The 20,821-nt window shown below is 62.2% G+C and carries 16 protein-coding genes and 1 pseudogene; 6 read left to right on the forward strand and 11 right to left on the reverse strand.

Annotated elements, in window-relative coordinates; all coding sequences use genetic code 11:
• Positions 1-11: 11 nt before the first annotated feature.
• Positions 12-4,457 (forward strand): RHS repeat-associated core domain-containing protein, encoded by a 4,446-nt coding sequence (locus PSH57_RS28505; RefSeq protein ID WP_305386931.1) that lies wholly within the window; start codon positions 12-14, stop codon positions 4,455-4,457.
• A 1-nt stretch (position 4,458) separates the two neighbouring features.
• Positions 4,459-4,737: a hypothetical protein gene (locus PSH57_RS28510; protein ID WP_256233224.1), complete on the forward strand. Its 279-nt coding sequence runs from the start codon at positions 4,459-4,461 to the stop codon at positions 4,735-4,737.
• Positions 4,738-4,840: 103 nt separating this feature from the next.
• On the opposite strand, the gene PSH57_RS28515 is transcribed toward PSH57_RS28510, so the two are convergent.
• The 10 genes and pseudogenes from PSH57_RS28515 to PSH57_RS28560 all read right to left on the reverse strand — a co-directional run bounded on the left by PSH57_RS28515 (position 4,841) and on the right by PSH57_RS28560 (position 16,395).
• Positions 4,841-6,154 (reverse strand): MFS transporter, encoded by a 1,314-nt coding sequence (locus PSH57_RS28515; RefSeq protein ID WP_305386932.1) that lies wholly within the window; start codon positions 6,152-6,154, stop codon positions 4,841-4,843.
• A 39-nt stretch (positions 6,155-6,193) separates the two neighbouring features.
• Complete coding sequence (locus PSH57_RS28520) at positions 6,194-6,367, reverse strand: hypothetical protein (protein ID WP_256233222.1); 174 nt, start codon at positions 6,365-6,367, stop codon at positions 6,194-6,196.
• Positions 6,368-6,501: 134 nt separating this feature from the next.
• Positions 6,502-7,062, reverse strand: coding sequence for a YbhB/YbcL family Raf kinase inhibitor-like protein (locus PSH57_RS28525; RefSeq protein ID WP_305386933.1), 561 nt, complete (start codon positions 7,060-7,062; stop codon positions 6,502-6,504).
• 915 nt (positions 7,063-7,977) lie between these two features.
• On the reverse strand, positions 7,978-8,481 hold the full coding sequence (pgaD, locus tag PSH57_RS28530; protein WP_305386934.1) for a poly-beta-1,6-N-acetyl-D-glucosamine biosynthesis protein PgaD: 504 nt from the start codon (positions 8,479-8,481) through the stop codon (positions 7,978-7,980).
• On the reverse strand, positions 8,478-9,833 hold the full coding sequence (pgaC, locus tag PSH57_RS28535; protein WP_305386935.1) for a poly-beta-1,6-N-acetyl-D-glucosamine synthase: 1,356 nt from the start codon (positions 9,831-9,833) through the stop codon (positions 8,478-8,480). Before pgaC ends, pgaD begins: the two co-directional genes overlap by 4 nt.
• Position 9,834: 1 nt before the next feature.
• Positions 9,835-11,832 (reverse strand): poly-beta-1,6-N-acetyl-D-glucosamine N-deacetylase PgaB, encoded by a 1,998-nt coding sequence (pgaB, locus tag PSH57_RS28540; RefSeq protein ID WP_305416248.1) that lies wholly within the window; start codon positions 11,830-11,832, stop codon positions 9,835-9,837.
• A gap of 12 nt (positions 11,833-11,844) precedes the next feature.
• A pseudogene (gene pgaA, locus PSH57_RS28545) lies at positions 11,845-14,327 on the reverse strand (poly-beta-1,6 N-acetyl-D-glucosamine export porin PgaA).
• Between the two features lie 251 nt (positions 14,328-14,578).
• Positions 14,579-14,854: an HU family DNA-binding protein gene (locus tag PSH57_RS28550; RefSeq protein WP_024777879.1), complete on the reverse strand. Its 276-nt coding sequence runs from the start codon at positions 14,852-14,854 to the stop codon at positions 14,579-14,581.
• Positions 14,855-15,046: 192 nt separating this feature from the next.
• Positions 15,047-16,195, reverse strand: coding sequence for an NAD(P)/FAD-dependent oxidoreductase (locus PSH57_RS28555; RefSeq protein WP_256229498.1), 1,149 nt, complete (start codon positions 16,193-16,195; stop codon positions 15,047-15,049).
• Between the two features lie 35 nt (positions 16,196-16,230).
• The gene (locus PSH57_RS28560; RefSeq protein ID WP_047226732.1) at positions 16,231-16,395 is read right to left on the reverse strand and encodes a rubredoxin; all 165 of its coding nucleotides are present in this window, start codon (positions 16,393-16,395) and stop codon (positions 16,231-16,233) included.
• A 197-nt stretch (positions 16,396-16,592) separates the two neighbouring features.
• Between PSH57_RS28560 and PSH57_RS28565 the strand changes: the two genes are divergently transcribed.
• Both PSH57_RS28565 and ubiA read left to right on the forward strand, forming a co-directional pair.
• Positions 16,593-17,156 carry a chorismate--pyruvate lyase family protein gene (locus tag PSH57_RS28565; protein WP_305386937.1) on the forward strand — a complete coding sequence of 188 codons (564 nt, stop codon included), beginning with the start codon at positions 16,593-16,595 and terminating at the stop codon, positions 17,154-17,156.
• A complete protein-coding gene (gene ubiA / locus PSH57_RS28570) occupies positions 17,156-18,046 on the forward strand; it encodes a 4-hydroxybenzoate octaprenyltransferase (protein ID WP_305386938.1) in 891 nt (296 codons plus the stop codon). The genes PSH57_RS28565 and ubiA overlap by 1 nt, the downstream gene beginning before the upstream one ends.
• Positions 18,047-18,213: 167 nt before the next feature.
• Here ubiA and PSH57_RS28575 read toward each other — a convergent pair whose 3' ends face one another.
• Positions 18,214-18,600, reverse strand: a complete 387-nt coding sequence (locus tag PSH57_RS28575) for a COG4315 family predicted lipoprotein (protein ID WP_305386939.1) — start codon at positions 18,598-18,600, stop codon at positions 18,214-18,216.
• A gap of 152 nt (positions 18,601-18,752) precedes the next feature.
• Between PSH57_RS28575 and phoB the strand changes: the two genes are divergently transcribed.
• Together phoB and phoR are read left to right on the forward strand one after the other, a co-directional pair.
• Positions 18,753-19,442 carry a phosphate regulon transcriptional regulator PhoB gene (gene phoB, locus PSH57_RS28580; protein ID WP_003177195.1) on the forward strand — a complete coding sequence of 230 codons (690 nt, stop codon included), beginning with the start codon at positions 18,753-18,755 and terminating at the stop codon, positions 19,440-19,442.
• An 81-nt stretch (positions 19,443-19,523) separates the two neighbouring features.
• Positions 19,524-20,810, forward strand: a complete 1,287-nt coding sequence (gene phoR, locus PSH57_RS28585; RefSeq protein WP_305390494.1) for a phosphate regulon sensor histidine kinase PhoR — start codon at positions 19,524-19,526, stop codon at positions 20,808-20,810.
• The last annotated feature ends 11 nt before the right edge of the window (positions 20,811-20,821 follow it).

Consider the following 20,821-nt stretch of genomic DNA (forward strand, 5'->3'; position numbering starts at 1 on the left):
GAGCGAGCTGCATGTCTGACGCTCTCTGGGCCGCCCGGCTGGGCGATGCGCTGGACCACACCTCCATGATGGCTGACATCCTTGGCGGCGTGCTGGAAGTAGCCGCCAACATTGCGATTACCGCTCTGGCGACGGCCGCTGTGGTGGCGGCTACAGGCATCACAGTCGCCACAGGCGGGTTGGGTTGCTTCCTGCTCGGCGCCGTAGTGGGTGCCGTCGTTGGCCTCGCCATGAGCAAGACCGGGGCCGACAAAGGGTTGAGCAATATCTGTGAGGGCATTGGCAACGCGCTGTTCCCGCCCACGGTGCAAGCGAACATCCTCACCGGCTCTACCAACACCCTGACCAACAACATCCCAGCCGCTCGCGCCGCCGGGGCGATTCAATCCCATGTTGCGCCAGCAGGCACCGAGCTTGAGGCACCTGAGCCGCAAGCCGAGCCCAGCTATCTGGACATGGCCGAGAACTTTTTCTCGCAGATGTGGCGCCCCACCGTCGCCACACCCGCACCCGGCGCCGTACCCAAGCCGCTGGACATGATCGCGTGCATGAAACACCCGCCGATGCCACCGCAGTTTTTGGCCGAAGGGTCGGACAAAGTCACCATCAACGGCCAGCCAGCGGTGCGCAGCGGCGACCGCAGCACCTGCGACGCCAAGGTCGTGTCATCCGGGCTGATTTCACCCGATGTCACCATTGGCGGCGGCTCGGTGGTGGTGCGCGAGATTCGCAGCGGCAAGACCCCGGGCGTGGGCCTGGCAGTCACAGCGCTGCTGATGCTCAAGGGCGGCAAAGGCAAGTTCCTGAGTAACCTGCCATGCATGCTGGTGGGCGGCGCGGCGTCGATGGCGGTCAGCAGCGCGATGGGCGCCGCGGCCAACGCTACCATGGGTTCATCGAACCCGGTGCATGCCGCCACCGGGGCCAAAGTTCTGGGCGATGTCGAGGAGATGGACTTCGTCCTGCCCGGCATCTTGCCAATCGACTGGCAACGCTTCTACAACAGCCGCGACGAGCGCCGCGAAGGTGTGTTCGGTGCGGGCTGGAGCGTGGCCTACGAGGTGCGCGTCGAGATCCTGCCTCACCCCGAGGGCGGTGAAACGCTGGTCTACACCGATGAGCAGGGCCGGCGCATCGACATGGGTTCCATCCCTCTGGGCGGCGCCGTGTTCAGTCCCGGTGAAGGGCTCAGCGTACGACGGCATGCCAATGGCCAATTGCTGATCGACAGCTCAGACGGCCTGTACCGGCTGTTCGAACCCACCCCGGGCCGTGCATCGCTGCTGCGCCTGAGTCAGTTGGGCGACCGCAATGACAACCGCATCTACCTCGACTACGACGACACAGGTCGGTTGGTACAGCTGCGAGACACCCTCGACCTGACCAGCATCGCGCTGGCGTACCACAAACGCTGGCCACAACGGGTCAGCCGCATAGACCGGCTCTACGCTGATCAACGCCGTGAAGTGCTGATGCACTACGGTTACGACGCCCAGGGCGATCTGGCCGAGGTCCGTCAATCCAACGGTCAAGTGAAACGCCGCTACGCCTACGATGCCGGACGGCGCATGGTTGAACACCAACTGCCCACAGGGCTGCGCTGCTTTTACGAATGGGCCTTAATCGAAAAACGAGAATGGCGGGTTGTTCGCCACTGGACCGACGCGGGCGACACTTACGCCTTTGACTACGACCTGGCTGCCGGGACTACGCGCATCACCGACGGTTTGAATCGCATCAGCACCCGTCGCTGGGATAGCCGGTATCAGATCACCGAAGCCACCGATGCCCTGGACCGCACCTGGGTCTTCCAGTGGAACGACGAAAACCAGTTGGTGGCGGCAACCGCTCCCAACGGCGGACAGCATCAATTCAGTTATGACGAGGCGGGTAACCTTTGCCGGACGTCTGACCCACTCGGACGCAGCGAGTCAACACTGTGGCTCGAACACTGGGCGCTGCCCCTGGCCGAAACTGATGCCGCGGGCAATACCTGGCAGTACCGCTATGACTCGCGTGGCAACCGCATTCGCGAAACCGATCCGTTGGGCAACGTCACCCGCTATCGCCATGACGCCCACGGTCAGGTGGTGGAAGTTGTCGACGCTATCGGCAAACGCAAAACCATGCGCTGGACGCCCCTTGGCCAGCTCAGCGAACACACTGATTGTTCCGGCTACACCACGCGGTTCGGTTATTGCGAGCGCGGGCTGTTGCTCAGCAGCACCGACGCATTGGGGGAACGAACGCTTTTCAGCTATGACGACCAAGGCAGGCTGCTGACCAAACAATTGCCGGACGGACGTACCGAGCAATACCAGCGCGATGCGAGCGGCCAGTTGATCGGCTACAGCGACCCCGCCGGGCACACCACGCATTTTCAGCACACCCTGAACGGGCAACTGCGCGTGCGTACCGATGCTCATGGTCGCCGGGTGGAGCTGAGCTACGACAATTACGGCCGCCTGCTGGCGCTGACCAACGAAAACGCTGAGCGCTACCGGTTCGCCTGGGACGCCGGCGACCGTTTGATCGCCCAGCACAGCCTGGACGGCAGCCTCAAACGCTACGCCTACGACCCGCTGGACAACGTCACCCGCATGGAAGCGCTCGCGGTTCCTGGCAGCACCGACTTGGATCTCGCGCCGCAAGCATCGATCATCCATGAGCTGGAGCGCGATGCAATGGGTCGGCTGGTGGCCAAAGTCACCAAAGACGGCCGCACCGAGTACCGCTATGACACGCTCGATCAGGTCAACGCCATCACCTTCACCGCGCTTACCGGTGAGCAGCAAAGCATCGTCTTGAACTACGACGCTCTTGGGCAACTGATCGCCGAGCAAGGCTGGGCCGGACGCCTGGAGCATCGCTACGATGAGCTGGGCAACCTGACCCAGACGCGGCTCCCCGATGGTCGCTGGCTAAACCGACTGCATTACGGCAGCGGCCACCTGCACCAGATCAACCTTGACGGCCAGGTCATCAGCGATTTCGAACGCGACCGCCTGCACCGTGAAGTACTGCGCACTCAAGGGCGCCTCAGCACCCGCAGCGAATACGACCGTAGCGGTCGCCTGCGCGCACGCCAACGTCGGCAACAGGGTCAGTCCGCCCTCCTGCCGCCGGCGGCGCAATCGCTGTTTGGTTATGACAGCAGCGATCAACTGGTAGAACGCTTCGACAGCCTGCCTGATGCCCCTCATCGCCAACTGCTGCACTACGACGCCACCGGGCGCATTCTCGCCAGCCAGGACAACCTTCAGGGCCAGCGTGAAGGCTTCGCCTATGATCCGGCCGCCAACTTGCTCGATAACCTGGGCACCGGACGGGTCGCTCATAACCGTTTGCTGACCTATCAGGACAAGCGCTACCGCTATGACGGCTTCGGCCGCATGGTGGAAAAGCGCAGCGCCCGGCGGGGTGTCCAGCGCATGCGCTACGACGCCGAACAGCGCTTGGTGGAGGTTAGCAACGATAATGGCTCGGTCGTGAAAATGACCTACGACCCGCTGGGCCGGCGCATCGAAAAAGCCGAATACGACCGCCACGCCACCCTGCTCAGCCGCACCCGCTTTACCTGGGATGCGCTGCAACTGTTGCAGGAACACCGCGACAACCAGACCAGCCTCTACATCTACGTCGACGACAGTCACGAACCGTTGGCGAGGGTCGACGGCCTGGGTGAACACCAGAAAATCCGTTACTACCACAACGATTTCAACGGCCTGCCCGAACAACTCTCGGAAGCCGACGGGCACACTCTTTGGCGGGCCCGTTACCAGGTGTGGGGCAACACCGTAGAAGAGCTACGCGAACCGTATTACATCGAAGAGCAGAACCTGCGGTTCCAGGGCCAATACCTAGACAGGGAAACCGGGCTGCACTACAACACCCTGCGCTTCTACGACCCGGACATCGGCCGCTTTACCACACCGGATCCCATCGGTTTGGCCGGTGGGCTGAACCTCTATCAGTACGCGCCAAACCCGGTGAGCTGGATCGACCCCTCGGGTCTGATGAAGTGCTCGACGCCACCTAAGGGCCGCAAGGTCAACCGGACGGTTTATCGTTTTGAAGAGCCAGGACGGATCAGCACAACCTGGACGGCGCACAAGTGGAACGTTGCGTCCAGACACCGTTACACCGCTCCCGGACTGGGTGGTGTCTATGGCGCCAACTCACGCAAGACCGCCATGGGCGAAGTCAACCACTGGGGCGTGGACCTGTCCACCCGGGTGTTGGTAAGCAAGAAAGTGCAGCTCAACAATGTCCTGGATCTGACCCGGGCTGATGTGCGTAAACAATTGGGGGTTTCGCTAAAGAGCATTACCGGCAACAAATACACCCAGACTCATCAAATCGGCGCCTGGGCCAAGGCCAATGGTTATGATGGGATCCTGGCACCCTCGGCGCGAAACCCGACCGGCAGCAACTTGATTTCCTTTGCAGGTTTTTAAAATGGGACTGGAAGACGAATACGTCGGCGATGCCGATTGGCAAAGTTTCGTGCGGTTGTACGAAGAGGACTACCTCGACGACAACGCTCGCACGCTGGCCAAGGCCATGGATGACAACCTCGACATGGCAGTCGTGCTCTACGGAAAAAGGGGGCTCAAGGAAGGGTTCTGGTGGCTGGAGCAGACCGTGCCCGCCCTGGGGAACAAACGCCCGGCCGATTGCCTCAAGACCCCGAAACTGATCAAGCGTCTGAGAATGGCCTTGATGAGCATGCCCTAACCCACCAGCAACAGCAGCGAGGCAATCCGCGACATGATGGCCGTGCTCCTCGAGTTGGAGCGGGGTCATTCATGAGTGTAGGCGCGCACCTGGGGCAGAGTTCTTACGATTCACAGGCCAACGAGGGCTGTGCGGTCTTCGAGTGCCGGGCGGGAAAATACGCTGCCGCCCACACACCCACCGCGCCCATCACCACGCAATACCCCACGCATACCCACGGGCTCCACGGCACCAGCGCGATCAGCATCAAAGGCGTCACGCTGGCCCACAGGGCGTAGGCGATGTTGTAGGTGAACGAGATGCCGGACACGCGGATTTTCGGCGGAAACAGGCTGACCATCACCGATGGCACCGCGCCGACCACGCCACAACACAGCCCGGCCACTGCGTAGGCCAGGCCCAGCCAGGCGCCGCCGCTGATCAGGCTGGCGTAGAGCACGGCGATGCCCGCCGGCAACAACAGGCTGTAGAGCATGACGGTGCGCCAGGCGCCGATGCGGTCGACGATGAGGCCGGCCAGGACACAGCCAATGTTCAGAAAGACGATGCCCAGGCTGCTCAGGGCGAACGTGTGACTGGGGGTCATGCCGAAGCTTTTTTGCATCACGGTCGGGGTGATGACCACGAACACCACCACGGCGGACGTCAGCACGCAGGTGAGGACGGCGGCGGGCAGCAAGGCATGGCGATGGTCCCGCAGGACGGTGCGTAGCGGCAGTTCCGGCGCGCCCTCGCGCTTGGCTTGCAGGGCCATGAAGATCGGCGTTTCGCTCAGCCAGCGGCGCAGCCAGACGCCAATGACACCGAAGACCCCACCCAGCAGGAACGGCAAGCGCCAGGCGTAGTCGAGGATCTCCGCCGGGGTGAAGATTTGCGCCAGCGCCGTGGCGGTCAGGGCGCCAAGCAAATAGCCGAAGGTCAGGCCGGCCTGGAGGAAACCCAGCGCGTAGCCACGATGGTGCAGCGGTGCATGTTCGGCCACGAACACCCAGGCGCTCGGCACTTCGCCGCCCACCGCCGCGCCTTGCAGGATGCGCAGCGCCAGCAGCAACAACGGGGCGAAATAACCGATTTGCGCGTAGGTCGGCATTATGCCGATGAGCAGGCAGGGCAAGGCCATCATCAGGATGCTCAGGCTGAACACCCGCTTGCGCCCCAGGCGATCGGCGAAGTGCGCCATGAGGATGCCGCCCAGGGGCCGGGCCAGGTAGCCGGTGACGAAAATCCCGAAGCTTTGCAGCAGGCGCAGCCATTCCGGCATTTGCGGCGGAAAGAACAGTTGGCTGAGGACCAGGGCGAAGAAGACGAAGATGATGAAGTCGTAGATCTCCAGCGCGCCGCCCAGGGCGGCGAGCCCCAGGGTTTTGTAGTCGGATCGGCTGAATCGGGCGTCTGGCAGATGAGTTGTGGCAGTCATGGGCAGATTTGGATACGAAAAGTTGTTGAGCGGGACGGTTCAGGCGTCTTGGCCGTCATCCATGGGCTGTGCCGGCAGTTGGCCTGGCTCAGCGTCTTCGGCCTCTTCAGCAGGCAGGAAATCCTTGCGGCTCTGGGCGATGGCCCGGCGTATTTCGTCGCCCTTGGTGGGGCAGTTCTTGAGGCGGGCGATGCCGTCGGGTTTCTGCGTCATCGCCATCCTCCGGTATGAATGAACAGGGGCCCGATAGTGCTCGCTTTTGACGCGTGATGCCAATGTTGTGATGGGGGGTTGCTACGCAACCCAGCGGGCGCAAGCTCCCTCGCCACAGGGGAATGTTGTCTGGGTTAGCGGTGGTAGCGGCGCACTACGCTGCTATTGCGTAAGACGTGCCCGTTGATTCTTTCCATCAGTTGGGGGCGTGTGAGGCCGGCTGGCAGGGCGTGCGGGGGCAGGTCGAGCGCGTATATCTGAATCAGGTAATGGTGAGCGCTATCGCCGATGGGTGGACAAGGGCCAATGTAGCCGCGGGAGTTTTTGCTGTTGGTGCCGCTTACGCCTTCAAGGGCAGACTGGGTGCCCATGCCCGTCGGGATGTGTCGCGTGCTGGCCTTGATGCCGTAATGAACCCAGTGGTCGACGCCCTGGCCTTTCTGGCCGTCCGGGTCGTGCATGACAATGGCATAGCTGAGGGTGCCGGGCGGGCCCGCCGTCCAGCTCAAGGCCGGGGAAATGTTCTTACCGCCGCAGTTGTTCGCGTCACTGGCGGCAGCCGCAGTGAACAGCCGGTTATCCGACACACCTGGAATGCTGAGGGTGAAACGTTCCTGAGCCTGGGCCGCCCCTTGTGCGCACAGCACGAGGGCGATGGCCGCCAGCCAGGGAGTCAGGGAAGTCAATCGAGTCATACCGGGCACCTTATGAGGATCAGGCCATGGACGGCTTGCGAACTATAGCCGCAGCGCCTGCCGGGTTTCAGTGACAATTACGATGAACTTCACTCCGCTCCACCGACAATTCCACATTTGGCTGCGCTGACCACAATATCCGCGACACCCTCAATCCCCTGTGGGAGCGGGCTTGCTCGCGAAGGCGGTGGGTCAGCTTGCATCACTGCCGGATGCGCCACCGTCATCGCGGGCAAGCCTTGCTCCCACAGTTTTCCGAGTCGTTTGCAGATCCTCATCCACCACAGATCCCCTGTGGGAGCGGGCTTGCTCGCAAAAGCGGTGGGTCAGCTTGCATCACGGCCAGATGCGCCACCGTCATCGCGGGCAAGCCTTGCTCCCACAGTTTTCCGAGTCGTTCGCAGATCCCCATCCACCACAAATCCCCTGTGGGAGCGGGCTTGCTCTCGAAAGCGGTGGGTCAGCTTGCATCACTGCCAGATGCGCCACCGTCATGGCAGGCAAGCCTTGCTCCCACAGTTTTCCGAGTCGTTCGCAGATCCACATCCACCACCACCCCCCCTGTGGGAGCGAGCCTGCTCGCGATAGCGGTGGGTCAGCTTGCATCACTGCCGGCTGTGCCACCGTCATCGCGGGCAAGCCTTGCTCCCACAGTTTTCCGAGTCGTTCGCAGATCCCCATCCACCACAAATCCCCTGTGGGAGCGAGCCTACTCGCGATAGCGGTGGGTCAGCTTGCATCACTGCCGGCTTTGCCACCGTCATGGCAGGCAAGCCTTGCTTCCACAGTTTTCCGAGTCGTTCGCAGATCCCCATCCACCACAAATCCACTGTGGGCGCGAACGCGGCGCTTTGAAGGAAATGTCCGACGAACTGGAGAGCAAAAAGATCAAAAGATCGCAACCTGCGGCAGCGCCTACACCGATTGGTCGACCGGCAGGTGAATCACCCGGGGCCGTTCCAGCGGTGCCAGTGGCGGCGGTTGCAGTTCCGGGCTCAGCAGATGGAAATGCGCCACGACGTGGCTGATATCACCGTCCTGGTTGTTATGAATGATCTTGGAGCCGGGCCGGCGCAACGTGTCCAGACGCGCGTCAGTCAATTTGAAGCTTTCGCTCAAACCTTGATCATCCACCACCGGCGCCGGCAGCCGACGCTGGGCGAAGCTGCGGCTCTTGCGCTGCTGATAGCGCGCCCAGGTAATCAGGATCACCGCGTTGACCAAGGCGATCCAGCCGTATATCTGCAATGTCCCCAGGGTGTCCAGTAACGAGCCACCGAGGCGCGGACCTGCCTGGCTGTCGAACAGCGGCCAGAGCCCGTTGACCAGCAGATACAACAGCCCGAGCCACGCCAGCACGGTAAAGAGCGCATCGATGACCACCAGAAAAGGTCTTTGTCGGGTCCTGATAATTTTCATCGGATCACTTCCTCTTCTTCATCATCGAACGGTTTGATGCCGCGATCCGGACTGACCCAGCGCGCACGCTTCTGATGCTGCCCGAACAGCACTTTTGGAAAACTCACCAGGGTGGTGAACAGGCTGATCAGCCAGAACACCAACGGGTACCACACCACCCAGAACATGATGTGCCACAAACCTTTTTCGTAGCGGCGATCAATCAGGATGCTCACCGCGAACTGCATCAGGCACACCACCGCCAACAGCAACCCGGTGAAGGCCGGCGGCATGAGGTGATCGACCGCGATGGCCGCTGGCATTTCGACGAATTTACCGGCGCCCCAGAAGATCACCGACAGCAGGAAGGTGAACGCCCAACCGGTGGACAGGCAATATTCGAACAGCAGCGGCCACAGGTAGCGGTGGCGGTATTGCCAGATGCCGCGGATGTTCTTGAACAGCACCTCGGCCCCGCCCTGGGCCCAGCGCAAGCGTTGCCGCCACAGGCCGCGCAGGGTTTCGGGCATGAGGATCCAGCACAGGGCACGGGGCTCGTAGAAGATGCTCCAGTGGTCCAGTTGCAGTTTCCAGCTGATGTCGATGTCTTCGGTGATCATGTCCGGGCTCCAGTAGCCGACCCGGTGCAGGGCCGTGCGACGGAAGGCGACGATCACGCCGGAGACGGTGAAGATCCGCCCGAAGACTCGTTGGGTACGCTTGATCAAGCCGATGATCGAGGAGAACTCGCCAACCTGTACCCGACCGATCAACGTGGAGCGGGTGCGGATACGCGGGTTGCCGGTCACCGCACCGAGGCGGGCGTTGTCCAGCATCGGCGCGACCAGATAGGCGCAGGTGTTGGGCGCCAGCAGCGCGTCACCGTCGATGCACACCAGGTATTCACTGCGCGCCGCGATGGCACCCATGCGCAGGGCCACAGCCTTGCCCTGGTTTTCCGCCAGATGCAGTACGCGCAGGCGCGGATCATCAGCCGCCAGCTGGTCGAGCATTTGGGCGGTGTTGTCTTTCGAGCCGTCGTTGATGGCGATGACCTCGATGTTCGGGTAATGCTGGCCCAGCGCGGCGTGAATGGTATCGGCGACGTTGTCGCCCTCGTTGAAGCACGGAATCAGGATGCTGATCAGCGGTTCCCCGGCCAGCGGCGGCGGCAGGGTGTCGTCCTTCCACGGCCAGTGACGCTCCCAGTGCAGCCAGAAATACAGGCCGCCGGCGATCCACAGCCCGGACATGAACAGCGGGTAAAAGAACACGAAGTCCATCAGGAATTGCCCGGTGACCAGGAAGATCAGGCCCAGGGGCACCCCAAGGACGATCGCCAGCACCAGCAGGGCGAGCAGTCTGTCGAGCATGTCAAGGATTCCACTTGTTGGAGAGCGCCGGCCGCACGGTTTTCACCGCGGGCTGGTCTTCGATGAAGTTGTCCGGGTAATAACCGAAACTGGTCACACCTGAGCGCTTGAGGCGCCCCATCCATTCGGCCAATTGTTCGCCGTCGATGTCGCTGACCGGTTGGCTGTGCCAGTCACGGGCCTGCAATTCGAACACCGTGCGCTTGAGGGCACCGGGGCGGGCCTTGACGGTCTCCACCAGACGCTCAAGCCAGGGGCCAGATTGCTCACGGGTCTGCTTTTCCATCAACGGCATGGCCATCGGGGCCGTCCAGTTGTAGGCGCCAAGGAAGTCGTCCAGGTTCTGGGCGAACCAGGCTTCGCTTTCGGGATTGAGCATCGGTTCGGCAAAAATATTGCGCGCTGTCAGCACCTGCGGGCCACGAATCGCCCGGACCTTGGCGGTGAGCTCATGGGTGAAGTCGATCAGGTAGCGGCTCTTGAAACGGGTCCAGCGCTGCATCGCCGCCGGGTCGTCCCGCAGGGTGGCGATGGACGTCGGCAGGCCGTTGGCGGCATAGACTTTCAGGGCGGCGGGGCCGGCATCCTCGAAGTCAGAAAACACCGCGTCGTCATGGTACAGAACGCCGTCCACCGAACTCATCCGCGCCAGGTCTTCGTAGATTTCGCCAATGACCCGTCGCACGCTCGGATCGAAGGGCGACAAACGTACGTACTGATCCGGGTCCACACCCGTGCGGCCAGTTTCCGGGTCCCAACGTTGTACACGGGGCAGCTGCGGATCCAGGCCAAAACTGAGCACTGGCATCCAGGCGAAGACCTTGGCGTTGGCCCGGGTTTTCAGTTGCCACGCAACCCGGTCGAACAGGTCGGCCCGGACCGGCAGGTGACGGTTGGGGAAGTACAGCGAATGCACCAGGCCATCACCTTTCGGATCGGCAAAGGCTTGCAGAAAAACGGTGTTGGCGCCCAGGTCGTAGATGCGCTGGATCAGCTTGCCGACATTGGCTTCCTGCTGCACAGGGTCCGGGTCGTAGACGTAATCCAGGTCGACATGGACCACCCGCAACGGGTCCATGGTCTGCACGCCGACGACGCTCTCGGCAAAGCGGGCACCGTCTGGATCGGAGGCCACCAGAAAACGCGGGCCGCTCATCAGGTTATTGAGGCTGTCGAGGCCATCTTCCAGGGTCAGGGCCATTTGATAGCCTTCGCTGCCGATCACCTGCAACGCGGTGCCATCGGCGGCACCGTAGGGCCAGACCCACACGCGCGGACTGTAGCCGGTGACCTTGCGGATTTTCTCGGAAATGGCCACCACGTCCTTGCGCTGGCGAGCCTGGAAATCAGCTTCGCTTTCATAGCGACCGGTGGCGGGATCGTAGCGCCGGGTCGTCGCCGCCGGTTGCAGGTTGCCTTGCGGGTTAGCCAGTACCCCTTTGTGATTGGCGTCGGTGTGGGCGGCGATTTCCACCAGGCCCGATTTCGAGACCTCGCGAATTTGCTCCCAGGTCAAAAATTCGGAACGCTTGCGCGGCACCCCGGCGAAGTCCACCGGCTGGTTCGACGGCGTGTCGATCCAGCTGCCGACCGGGGCCAATAGTGCCGGCCAGTTATAGGCCCGCAGGATCGGCATGACACGGGTGTAAAAGCTTGAGTAGCCGTCGTCAAAACTCAACAGCACCGCCCGCGGCGGCAGTTCCGGACCACCGTTGCGAGCGGTGATGACCTGGTCCACGGTGACGGGCTGGTAGTTGTTTTCCCGCAGCCACGCCAATTGCTCGATCAGACGCTCAGTACGAACGGCCACGAGCGCCTGATCAGGGTCGCGGTCTTCGACATCGTGATAGGCGATGCCGAGCACGTGGTTTTTCGGCCACGGTGCGTCATTGGCCGCCAGCGGGCGCTGTGAGGGCGGTGTGAACGCCGGGGCTTGCTGGGCACAAGCGCTGATCAGCAAGACCCCCAGCAGAAGGATGAATCGCGAAATGACAGGCATCTTCAAACTCTTCTAGAAGCGGTAGGTGAGGTCGACAAGCAGGCGCAGATCGCTTTCACGGTCGCCGTCGTAGGGCCGGTTGAGCCAGCTCAGCGCGGCACCTGCCTCAAGCACGTCGTTCCAGATAAAACGCTGGCCGTAACTGAGCAAACCCATGGCGCCGGTGCTATGGTCGCGCTGGCTGTAGGTGCCGGCGCCGGCCTGGAACTGCTGGCTCCACGTCGTTTCGTAGCGGCGGTACAGCACATGATTGGCGCTGACCGTCGGCATGACGCTCAAATCTGACTTGGGGTTGAAATACGGGACTTCGTCAGAGCCACTGTTGCGGCTGGCCCCCACTTCCAGGCCCAGCTCCACTTGCAGCCGTGGAGCGCTGTAAATGCCTTCGCGACCGGTGAGCAGGGCTTCGAGGCGGTTGTTGCCATCACTGAAATGCGACGGGCTGACAGTCAGTTGCCACTCCCGGCTTTTTCGTGGGCACGCCAGCGAACGAAACCACTGCCGCCGTTGGCACGAATGCCGCTGTTGAGCGCCCGCAGCGGGGTGTTGGCCGAGAGGTAATCCAGGCTGCCACCGTACTGCCAGTGATCGTTGATGTCCCGGGCCACGGCCAGGCGTGCACCCTGTTTGTCACCGGAGCCATACGAGTGGTTGGAGACTTCCGCTTCCAGGGTCATGTCACGGGTGCGGCGCTCCACACCCAGACGCTGCCAGCGATGGTGACCGGTGCCTTCCTCGAAATCGCCAGTGGCGTAACCGGCGCCACCGAATAGCCGCCAGTCTTCATTAATGGGAGGGCTGTAGAGCAGCGTTTCAATACCAAAGTCGCGACTGCCGGTGACTGCACCGGCATCACCGTTGCCGCCGCCATAACTCTTGCCGGTGTAGGCTTCGATACGCAGTTCGGCCATGTCGTGCACTTCGCGCTGGCGTTGCAGGCGTTTGACATGGGCGTTCTCCGGGAAACGGGCGACCACGTCGTCGGTCAGCGCGTCCATCTGCCGCCATTCCTGCAAATCCATAGCGGCGCGGGCCTGGGCGACTTCCAGCTCACGGTTACGCGGGGTCGTGGTTTCGACTTCCTTGAGCAGACTTTCAGAACGTCGCGGCCATTGCCGGGCCTGGTACAGATCAGCCTGGGCCAGTCGCAACCCGATGTTGCCGGGGCCTTGATTGACCAGGGTCGCCAGGCGCGTCTCGGCGGCGGGCAGATCGGCGCCATATGTGCCGGCCTGAGCAGCAAGCTGTTGAGCGTCCATCCACTCATCGTTGGGGTTGCCGATGGGCAGTCCTTTAAGTTCGACGCGTGGCTGCTGGGATTTGGCCAGGTCTTCGGCCAGGGCACGGGCCTCTTCGGATTTTTCACTTTCCAGCAGTGCGTAGTAGAGCGCGGTGCTGTCTTCAAAGCGGTCCGCCGGGTCGGCATCAGGCGCTGTCAGTACCCGCCGGTACAGATCGACAGCCATCTCCGGTTCACGCTGCTCCAGATAGGAGGACGCCACCCAGCGCAAGGCATAAGTGGGGATGGCCACGCCTTCGGCGAGCAGTGTCTGGTATTGGGCAATCACTTCTGCCCGTCGAGCACGGGCGTTTAGAGCGCCCATGCGGTCGATGCGCCAACGCAGTACATCGTCATGGGCCTCGGCCACCGGAGTCCAGGTGGCGAGCAGCTTGTCGTAATCGGCCAGGGCGCGGTCTGCGATGACGAAGCGATCCTTCTCGCTGCGACTCGCCATGTCCGCCAGGCGCACCCGTTCAGCCGCAACATCGCCCTCCAGTCGCCGCTGCACGCCCTGATCGATCAACCCGGGTTTCAGACGAGCCAGGCGCAAGGCCGGCTCAGGCAGGCGGGCCCGTTGCAGTGCAATGATGTATTCACGGGCGACTTCCAGATTGTTGCCGGCGCGGGTGAAGGCCTGGTCGTATTCGAACAGCGCCTCGTGTGGACTGTTGGCACGGGTCAGGGCATAACCCAAGGCCAGCCGGCGCGCCGGGTCTTCAGGTTTGGCAGCGACCATGGTCCTGGCCCGACTGACCGCTTCGTCGGGTTTACCGGCGTCGGCCTGGGTCAAGGCCAAGCCCAGTTGCAGATCAGGGTTCTGAGGTTCGACTATCAAAGCCTGGCGATAGATCGCGCTAGCCGAGTCCCAGCGCTTGAGATTGCGATAAGCACGGGCCGTTGCAGTCAGCGCCGCAACTGGCAGGTCGCGATAGCGGCCTTGGGCTTCATAGACTTTCACCACCTCGGCATCGAAACCGGCCCAACTGGCGATCTGCAGGTGATCACTGATTTGCGCGGTGCTGGCCTGACCGGCCGGGACCTGGCGCAAGACGGTCAACGCAGGCGTGTAATGGCCGGCGCGAGCGTCATGCACCATTTGGTCATAAGCGGTATCGGCGAACGCCAGCACCGGCCAGCACAATTGGCTGCACAGCGCGAGGCGAAACAACGGGCGCAAACCACATTGAATAAAGGGACCCACAGTACGCGGCATTCGTCAGCATCCTTACATGGCCAGCCGGGTCGCAGTGCCCCCTTGCCCATCAAACAGGAAGCCGGATCAAAGGAATCCAGCCAAGCTCTAATGGGCCTAGTTTTGCACTCTGGGACGGGGCGTCCTCCAAAACGCCATAATTCTTCAGAATCGATACAGATTCTCGCGGCAAAAAAAAAGGGCATCCGACTCAATCGGCTTGCCCCTTTTTTTCTACCGTTTGTTCCCCCTAAGCGGGGAGTCCGCGGCGATTACGGATTGACGCTGTCCTTCAACATTTTGCCCGGCTTGAACGCAACAGTGTTGCTGGCCTTGATCTTCACAGGCTCACCGGTCTGTGGGTTTTTGCCAGTACGGGCGCCGCGGTGGCGCTGCAGGAAAGTGCCAAAGCCCACCAGGGTGACGCTGTCCTTGCGGTGCAGGGCGCCGGTGATTTCTTCGAGAACGGCGTTGAGGACGCGGTTGGCTTGTTCTTTGGTGAGGTCTGCTTTTTCCGCGATGGCGGCGGCAAGTTCTGGTTTACGCATGAATGAAGCCCCTTTTGACGGTTTTTTTGTTGTTATGTCTGGGCTGTACTCATGGAAACAGCCCCTAAGGCGCCGCAGGCTCTACTCTGCGGCAGACGGGAGTGAGGATGGCACGGGGCAGCAGGCGACGCCAGTGTCAGGGCAACCTTTGTGGCGCCGAAAGCAGGGCATTTGCGACAGAAGGACTGGCATTCACGCCAGCAGCGCTGGAAGCTCTTTGTTCAGCGCCAGTTTTTCCATTACCGCCGCGCCTGTCAGGGCGTAGCCCAGCAGGTTGCCTTGGGCGTCGCGGCACAGAGCCTTGATGTCGCTGCCCTGCCCTTCGACGCTCCACACGCCTTCGCTGCCCCGTGGCGGTGGCGAAACCACCAGTGGGCACACCGGGGTTTTCACGGTAATCGGCATGGCACCGTAGCGCACGGCGGTCGGGTTGCCGGCCAACGTTTGGGCCAGCGCGCGGGCGCAGCTCATCAGCGGCATGACGTACAAAAGGTTCAGGCCGTCGACCTCGGCGCAGTCGCCCAGGGCGTAGATGTTGGCGTGGGAGGTTTTCAGGTGGCGGTCGACCACCACGCCGCGATTGACCACCAGGCCGGCAGCGGCGGCCAAGTCGATGCGCGGGCGCAGGCCGATGGCCGAGACCACCAGGTCGCAGGCGATCACCTGGCCGTCGGACAGGTGCGCTTCCAGCCCGTCGGCTACCCGTTGCAGGCGATTGAGCACCGGCCCCAGGTGGAAACGCGCGCCAAGGCTTTCCAGCCCGGCCTGCACCGCAGCAGCGGCGGCCGGGTGCAGCAGGGTCGGCATGACTTGCTCGCACGGCGCGACCAGCTGCACTTCGTAACCGCCCAGGATCAGGTCGTTGGCGAATTCGCAGCCAATCAGCCCGGCACCGAGCAACAGCACCCGGCGCTTGCCGGCGGCCGCTGCGCGAAAGCGCGCGTAGTCTTCCAGGTCGTTGATGGGGAAGATCAGGTCCGAGGCGTCACCCTGCACCGGCACGCGCACGGTTTCAGCGCCCCAGGCCAGGACCAGGTCGCGGTAGTTCACCGTTTCTTCGCCGATCCACAAGCGTTTGTGGCCCGGGTCGATGCCGCTGATGCGGGTGTGGGTGCGCACTTGGGCGTTCAGTTGCTCGGCCATGGCGCCCGGCTCGGCCATGCTCAGGCCGTCGGCGTCTTTGTTTTTGCCAAAGCCGGTGGAGAGCATCGGCTTGGAGTAGGAGCGGCCGTCATCGGCGCTGATCAGCAGCAGCGGGGTTTCGCTGTCGAGTTTGCGAAACTCCCGGGCCAGGTTGTAACCGGCAAGGCCCGTACCGACGATGACGACAGGTGCGCTCATGTTGCTCTCCATGTAGCTCTCCATGTAGGAAACGATCAGATCGCGATCATTTCGAAATCCGATTTACCCACGCCGCAGTCCGGGCAGAGCCAGTCTTCAGGTACGTCTTGCCAGGCAGTGCCGGGCGCGATGCCGTCATCCGGCCAACCGAGGGCTTCATCGTAGATCAGGCCGCAGACAATACATTGCCACTTCTTCATTCAGGTACTTCCTCACGTGTCGGCATTTGCCGGTATGGTTGGGTCGATGTAAAGCTGCCCTTTCCGGCTCAGGGCGTTTTGTACTGATCGCTCGCGATAGATGCAAGCATGATCGGCGCTAAGACCGCCCCGCTGAATCAAATTCGCCAACCGACATGGTAAGCTCGCGGCCTCACTTGCTGCCATTCAAGACCTCTGTGCCGCATACAAATTCGATATTTCCTACACTCCAATGGTTGCCCCAGCCCCTGCTGTCGCCTCGCCCTGACGCCTGTGTGCTCGACTGGCTGTTCGACGAAGGTTCCCTGACCCGGCGCCTGACCCGGCTGTCGGATGAGCGTTTCAGCGTGACGCCATTGTTCGAGGGTTGGCAGCCGCTGCGCGCCGACGAATGTACTGCGCTGGATCTGGCCGAGGGCAGCGAAGGCTGGGTCCGCGAGGTGTACTTGCGTGGCCATGGCGAGGCCTGGGTGTTTGCCCGCAGTGTGGCGGCGCGTAGCGCGTTGCAGGGCGACGGTTTGCAGATGGACGAGCTGGGCAGTCGCTCTCTGGGCGAGTTGCTGTTTTGCGACCAGGCGTTCCAGCGCCGGGCCATCGAGGTTTGCCATTATCCCGAGCAATGGTTGCCGACTGAGGTACGCGCCCGTGAATTGTGGGGGCGCCGTTCGCGGTTTGATCGCGGGGCGCTGAGTGTGCTGGTGGCGGAGATTTTCCTGCCGCGCCTGTGGACCGTTGCCCGCGCCTATTCGGAGAACTGCTGATGTACGTGCAACTGCTCAAATCCTTGAACCGCCTGAACCCGCGGGCCTGGGACTTCGTGCAACTGACGCGCCTGGACAAGCCCATCGGCATTTATCTGCTGTTGTGGCCGACGTTGTGGGCGTTGTGGATTGCCGGCGAAGGTTCGCCGTCCCTGGCCAACATCGTGATTTTCGTGCTTGGCGTGGTGCTGACCCGCGCCGCAGGTTGTGTGATCAACGACTGGGCCGACCGCAAGGTGGACGGCCACGTCAAACGCACCGAGCAGCGCCCGCTGGTGAGCGGCAAGATCAGTTCGAAAGAGGCGCTGGTGTTCTTCGCAGTGCTGATGAGTGTGAGCTTCCTGCTGGTGCTGTGTACCAATGCGCCGACCATTTTGCTGTCCCTCGGTGGGCTGGCGCTGGCGTTCAGTTACCCGTTCATGAAGCGCTACACCTACTATCCGCAAGTGGTGCTGGGGGCAGCGTTCTCCTGGGGCATGCCGATGGCGTTCACCGCCGAAACCGGTCATTTGCCGGCGGCGGCCTGGCTGCTGTACATCGCCAACCTGCTGTGGACGGTGGGCTACGACACGTATTACGCGATGACTGACCGGGACGATGACCTGAGGATCGGCGTCAAGTCCACGGCGATTCTGTTTGGCGATGCCGACCGCGTGATCATCCTGACGCTGCAGGGCCTTGCCCTGGGTTGCCTGCTGCTGGCCGGGTCGAAATTCCAGCTGGGTGGCTGGTTCCACCTGGGGCTGCTGGCCGCTGCCGGGTGTTTCGCCTGGGAATTCTGGTACACCCGGGGCAAGGACCGGATGCGCTGCTTCAAGGCGTTTTTGCACAACCATTGGGCCGGGCTGGCAATTTTCGTGGGGATTGTGCTGGATTATGCGTTGCGCTGAGGGGGTTTAGCGAAACGTCGCACTGCCCCGCTGGGTTGCGCAGCAACCCATGTCAGCCCATGAGTGTCTGCCCGAACCACCAAGGCGACAGATCAGGGGCCGCTTCGCGACCCGCCGGGGATAAATCCCCTCGCCACAATGATCCGTCGCTGCCTTGGCGAAAACCGTCACTTGGGCTTGGCGACCTTCCAGGCACCGCCCATCACGCCGTCACCGGTCTTGTCTCCGGCTTTCATGTCCTTCACAAAGGTGTACAACGGCTTGCCGTCATAGGCCCACTGCGACGAACCGTCGTCACGGGTGATCACGGTCCAGTGCCCCGAGGGCATGGCGGCGCTTTCAGCCTTGAGCGGGGGCCAGTTCTCGGCACATTTGGCAACGCACGCTGACTTGCCGCCTTGGTCTTTCTCAAAGGTATACAACGTCATACCCTGGTGGTCGGTCAGCATGCCATCTTTGACCATCGCCGGCTCGTCAGCCGCAAACGCCAGCGCCGGCAGCACCAAGGCAACCGTCAGGCCCAGTGCCTTGATGGATTGGGTAAGGTAAGTCATGGAAACCCTCTTTTGCAGTTGTCAGGAATCGGACTCAAAAGCTTAGTCCAGGATCCTCTACACTGCCGGGTGCCGAAACAAGTGTCACACGACTGCAATAATTCCGTTATCTAATGCGGCGCAAGACAGTTAAATGACAAGAGGATTACCCCATGGTTGGCAGGAGCATTCTGATCGTCGACGACGAAGCGCCCATCCGCGAGATGATTGCCGTTGCGTTGGAGATGGCCGGCTATGACTGCATGGAAGCAGAAAACTCCCAACAGGCCCATGCCATCATCGTCGACCGCAAGCCCGACCTGATCCTGCTGGACTGGATGCTGCCCGGCACGTCAGGCATCGAACTGGCGCGACGCCTCAAGCGCGATGAGCTGACCGGTGATATTCCGATCATCATGCTCACCGCCAAGGGCGAAGAGGACAACAAGATCCAGGGCCTGGAAGTCGGCGCCGACGACTACATCACCAAGCCGTTTTCCCCACGGGAGCTGGTGGCACGCCTGAAGGCCGTGTTGCGCCGCGCTGGCCCGACCGATGGCGAAGCACCGATCGAAGTCGGCGGCCTGCTGCTGGACCCTATCAGCCACCGTGTGACCATTGATGGCAAACCCGCCGAGATGGGCCCGACCGAATACCGCCTGCTGCAATTTTTCATGACCCACCAGGAGCGCGCCTACACGCGCGGCCAACTGCTGGACCAGGTCTGGGGCGGCAACGTATATGTCGAGGAGCGCACCGTGGACGTGCACATTCGTCGCCTGCGCAAAGCCCTCGGCGATGCCTACGAGAATCTGGTACAAACCGTGCGCGGCACCGGTTATCGTTTTTCGACAAAGGCCTGATCCGAGCCCTTCCCGCCCGACAAGCTGACAAGGACGCGCGTTCAATTGAATCAAAACTGGCATGGCACCCTGATTCGCCACATGTTGTTGCTAGTGACCGGCTGTCTGGTCGTGGGCCTGATCACGGGCTTTTACGGCTGGAGTCTGGCTGCGGGCCTGGCGCTGTACCTGGCCTGGACTCTCAAACAATTGCTGCGCATGCATGAGTGGCTGCGCCTGCATAAACCCGACGAGGCCCCGCCCGACGGCTATGGCCTGTGGGGCGAGGTATTCGACAGCATTTATCACCTGCAACGACGCGACCAGCGCGTGCGGGGCCGCCTGCAAGCGGTGATCGACCGGGTCCAGGAGTCCACCGCGGCGCTCAAGGACGCGGTGATCATGCTCGACAGCGATGGCAACCTGGAATGGTGGAACCGCGCCGCCGAGACCCTGCTGGGCCTCAAGACGCCTCAGGACAGCGGCCAGCCGGTGACCAACCTGGTGCGCCATCCACGCTTCAAGGAATACTTCGAACAGGAAAACTACGCCGAGCCGCTGGAGATTCCTTCGCCCACCAATGATCGGCTGCGCATTCAGCTGTACCTGACGCGCTACGGCAACAACGAGCACTTGATGCTGGTGCGCGACGTGACGCGCATCCATCAGCTGGAACAGATGCGCAAAGACTTCGTGGCCAACGTCTCCCATGAGTTGCGCACGCCGTTGACAGTGATCTGCGGGTATCTGGAGACCCTGCTGGACAATGTCGAGGAAGTGAACCCACGCTGGGGCCGGGCCTTGCAGCAGATGCACCAGCAAAGCGGGCGCATGCAGACCCTGCTCAATGACCTGCTGCTGCTGGCAAAACTTGAAGCCACCGATTACCCCTCGGACAACCAGCCGGTGCCAGTCGACGACTTGCTGCAAATCATCGTTGAGGATGCCCAGGAACTGTCCGGGTCCAAGCAGCAGACCATCACCCTTGAAGCCGACCCGAACGTGCAGCTCAAGGGCAGCGAGGCCGAATTGCGCAGTGCCTTTTCCAATCTGGTGTTCAACGCGGTCAAGTACACGCCCGAGCAAGGCCGGATTCATGTTCGCTGGTGGGCCGATGGGCAAGGCGCACACCTGAGCGTGCAGGATTCGGGCATCGGCATCGACAGCAAACACTTGCCACGCCTGACCGAGCGCTTCTACCGCGTCGACTCCAGCCGCAACTCCAATACCGGCGGCACCGGGTTGGGCCTGGCGATCGTCAAGCACGTTTTACTGCGTCATCGCGGGCGCATGGAAATCAGCAGCGTGCCCGGCCATGGCAGTACGTTTACCTGCCATTTCGCCCCGGCCCAGACGGTTCGTTCGCGCCTCGCCCGCTCCGCCGATTGATACCGGCCAGC

Origin of the sequence: Pseudomonas hefeiensis (genome assembly GCF_030687835.1) — a bacterium.
GTDB classification, from domain to species: Bacteria; Pseudomonadota; Gammaproteobacteria; order Pseudomonadales; family Pseudomonadaceae; genus Aquipseudomonas; species Aquipseudomonas hefeiensis.

Excerpts from the sequence above, each read along its gene's own strand:
- PSH57_RS28505 (WP_305386931.1), top strand. The coding sequence starts at position 12 with ATGTCTGACGCTCTCTGGGCCGCCCGGCTGGGCGATGCGCTGGACCAC.
- PSH57_RS28510 (WP_256233224.1), top strand. The coding sequence starts at position 4,459 with ATGGGACTGGAAGACGAATACGTCGGCGATGCCGATTGGCAAAGTTTC.
- PSH57_RS28515 (WP_305386932.1), bottom strand. The coding sequence starts at position 6,154 with ATGACTGCCACAACTCATCTGCCAGACGCCCGATTCAGCCGATCCGAC.
- PSH57_RS28520 (WP_256233222.1), bottom strand. The coding sequence starts at position 6,367 with ATGACGCAGAAACCCGACGGCATCGCCCGCCTCAAGAACTGCCCCACC.
- PSH57_RS28525 (WP_305386933.1), bottom strand. The coding sequence starts at position 7,062 with ATGACTCGATTGACTTCCCTGACTCCCTGGCTGGCGGCCATCGCCCTC.
- pgaD (WP_305386934.1), bottom strand. The coding sequence starts at position 8,481 with ATGAAAATTATCAGGACCCGACAAAGACCTTTTCTGGTGGTCATCGAT.
- pgaC (WP_305386935.1), bottom strand. The coding sequence starts at position 9,833 with ATGCTCGACAGACTGCTCGCCCTGCTGGTGCTGGCGATCGTCCTTGGG.
- pgaB (WP_305416248.1), bottom strand. The coding sequence starts at position 11,832 with ATGCCTGTCATTTCGCGATTCATCCTTCTGCTGGGGGTCTTGCTGATC.
- PSH57_RS28550 (WP_024777879.1), bottom strand. The coding sequence starts at position 14,854 with ATGCGTAAACCAGAACTTGCCGCCGCCATCGCGGAAAAAGCAGACCTC.
- PSH57_RS28555 (WP_256229498.1), bottom strand. The coding sequence starts at position 16,195 with ATGAGCGCACCTGTCGTCATCGTCGGTACGGGCCTTGCCGGTTACAAC.
- PSH57_RS28560 (WP_047226732.1), bottom strand. The coding sequence starts at position 16,395 with ATGAAGAAGTGGCAATGTATTGTCTGCGGCCTGATCTACGATGAAGCC.
- ubiA (WP_305386938.1), top strand. The coding sequence starts at position 17,156 with ATGTACGTGCAACTGCTCAAATCCTTGAACCGCCTGAACCCGCGGGCC.
- PSH57_RS28575 (WP_305386939.1), bottom strand. The coding sequence starts at position 18,600 with ATGACTTACCTTACCCAATCCATCAAGGCACTGGGCCTGACGGTTGCC.
- phoB (WP_003177195.1), top strand. The coding sequence starts at position 18,753 with ATGGTTGGCAGGAGCATTCTGATCGTCGACGACGAAGCGCCCATCCGC.
- phoR (WP_305390494.1), top strand. The coding sequence starts at position 19,524 with ATGTTGTTGCTAGTGACCGGCTGTCTGGTCGTGGGCCTGATCACGGGC.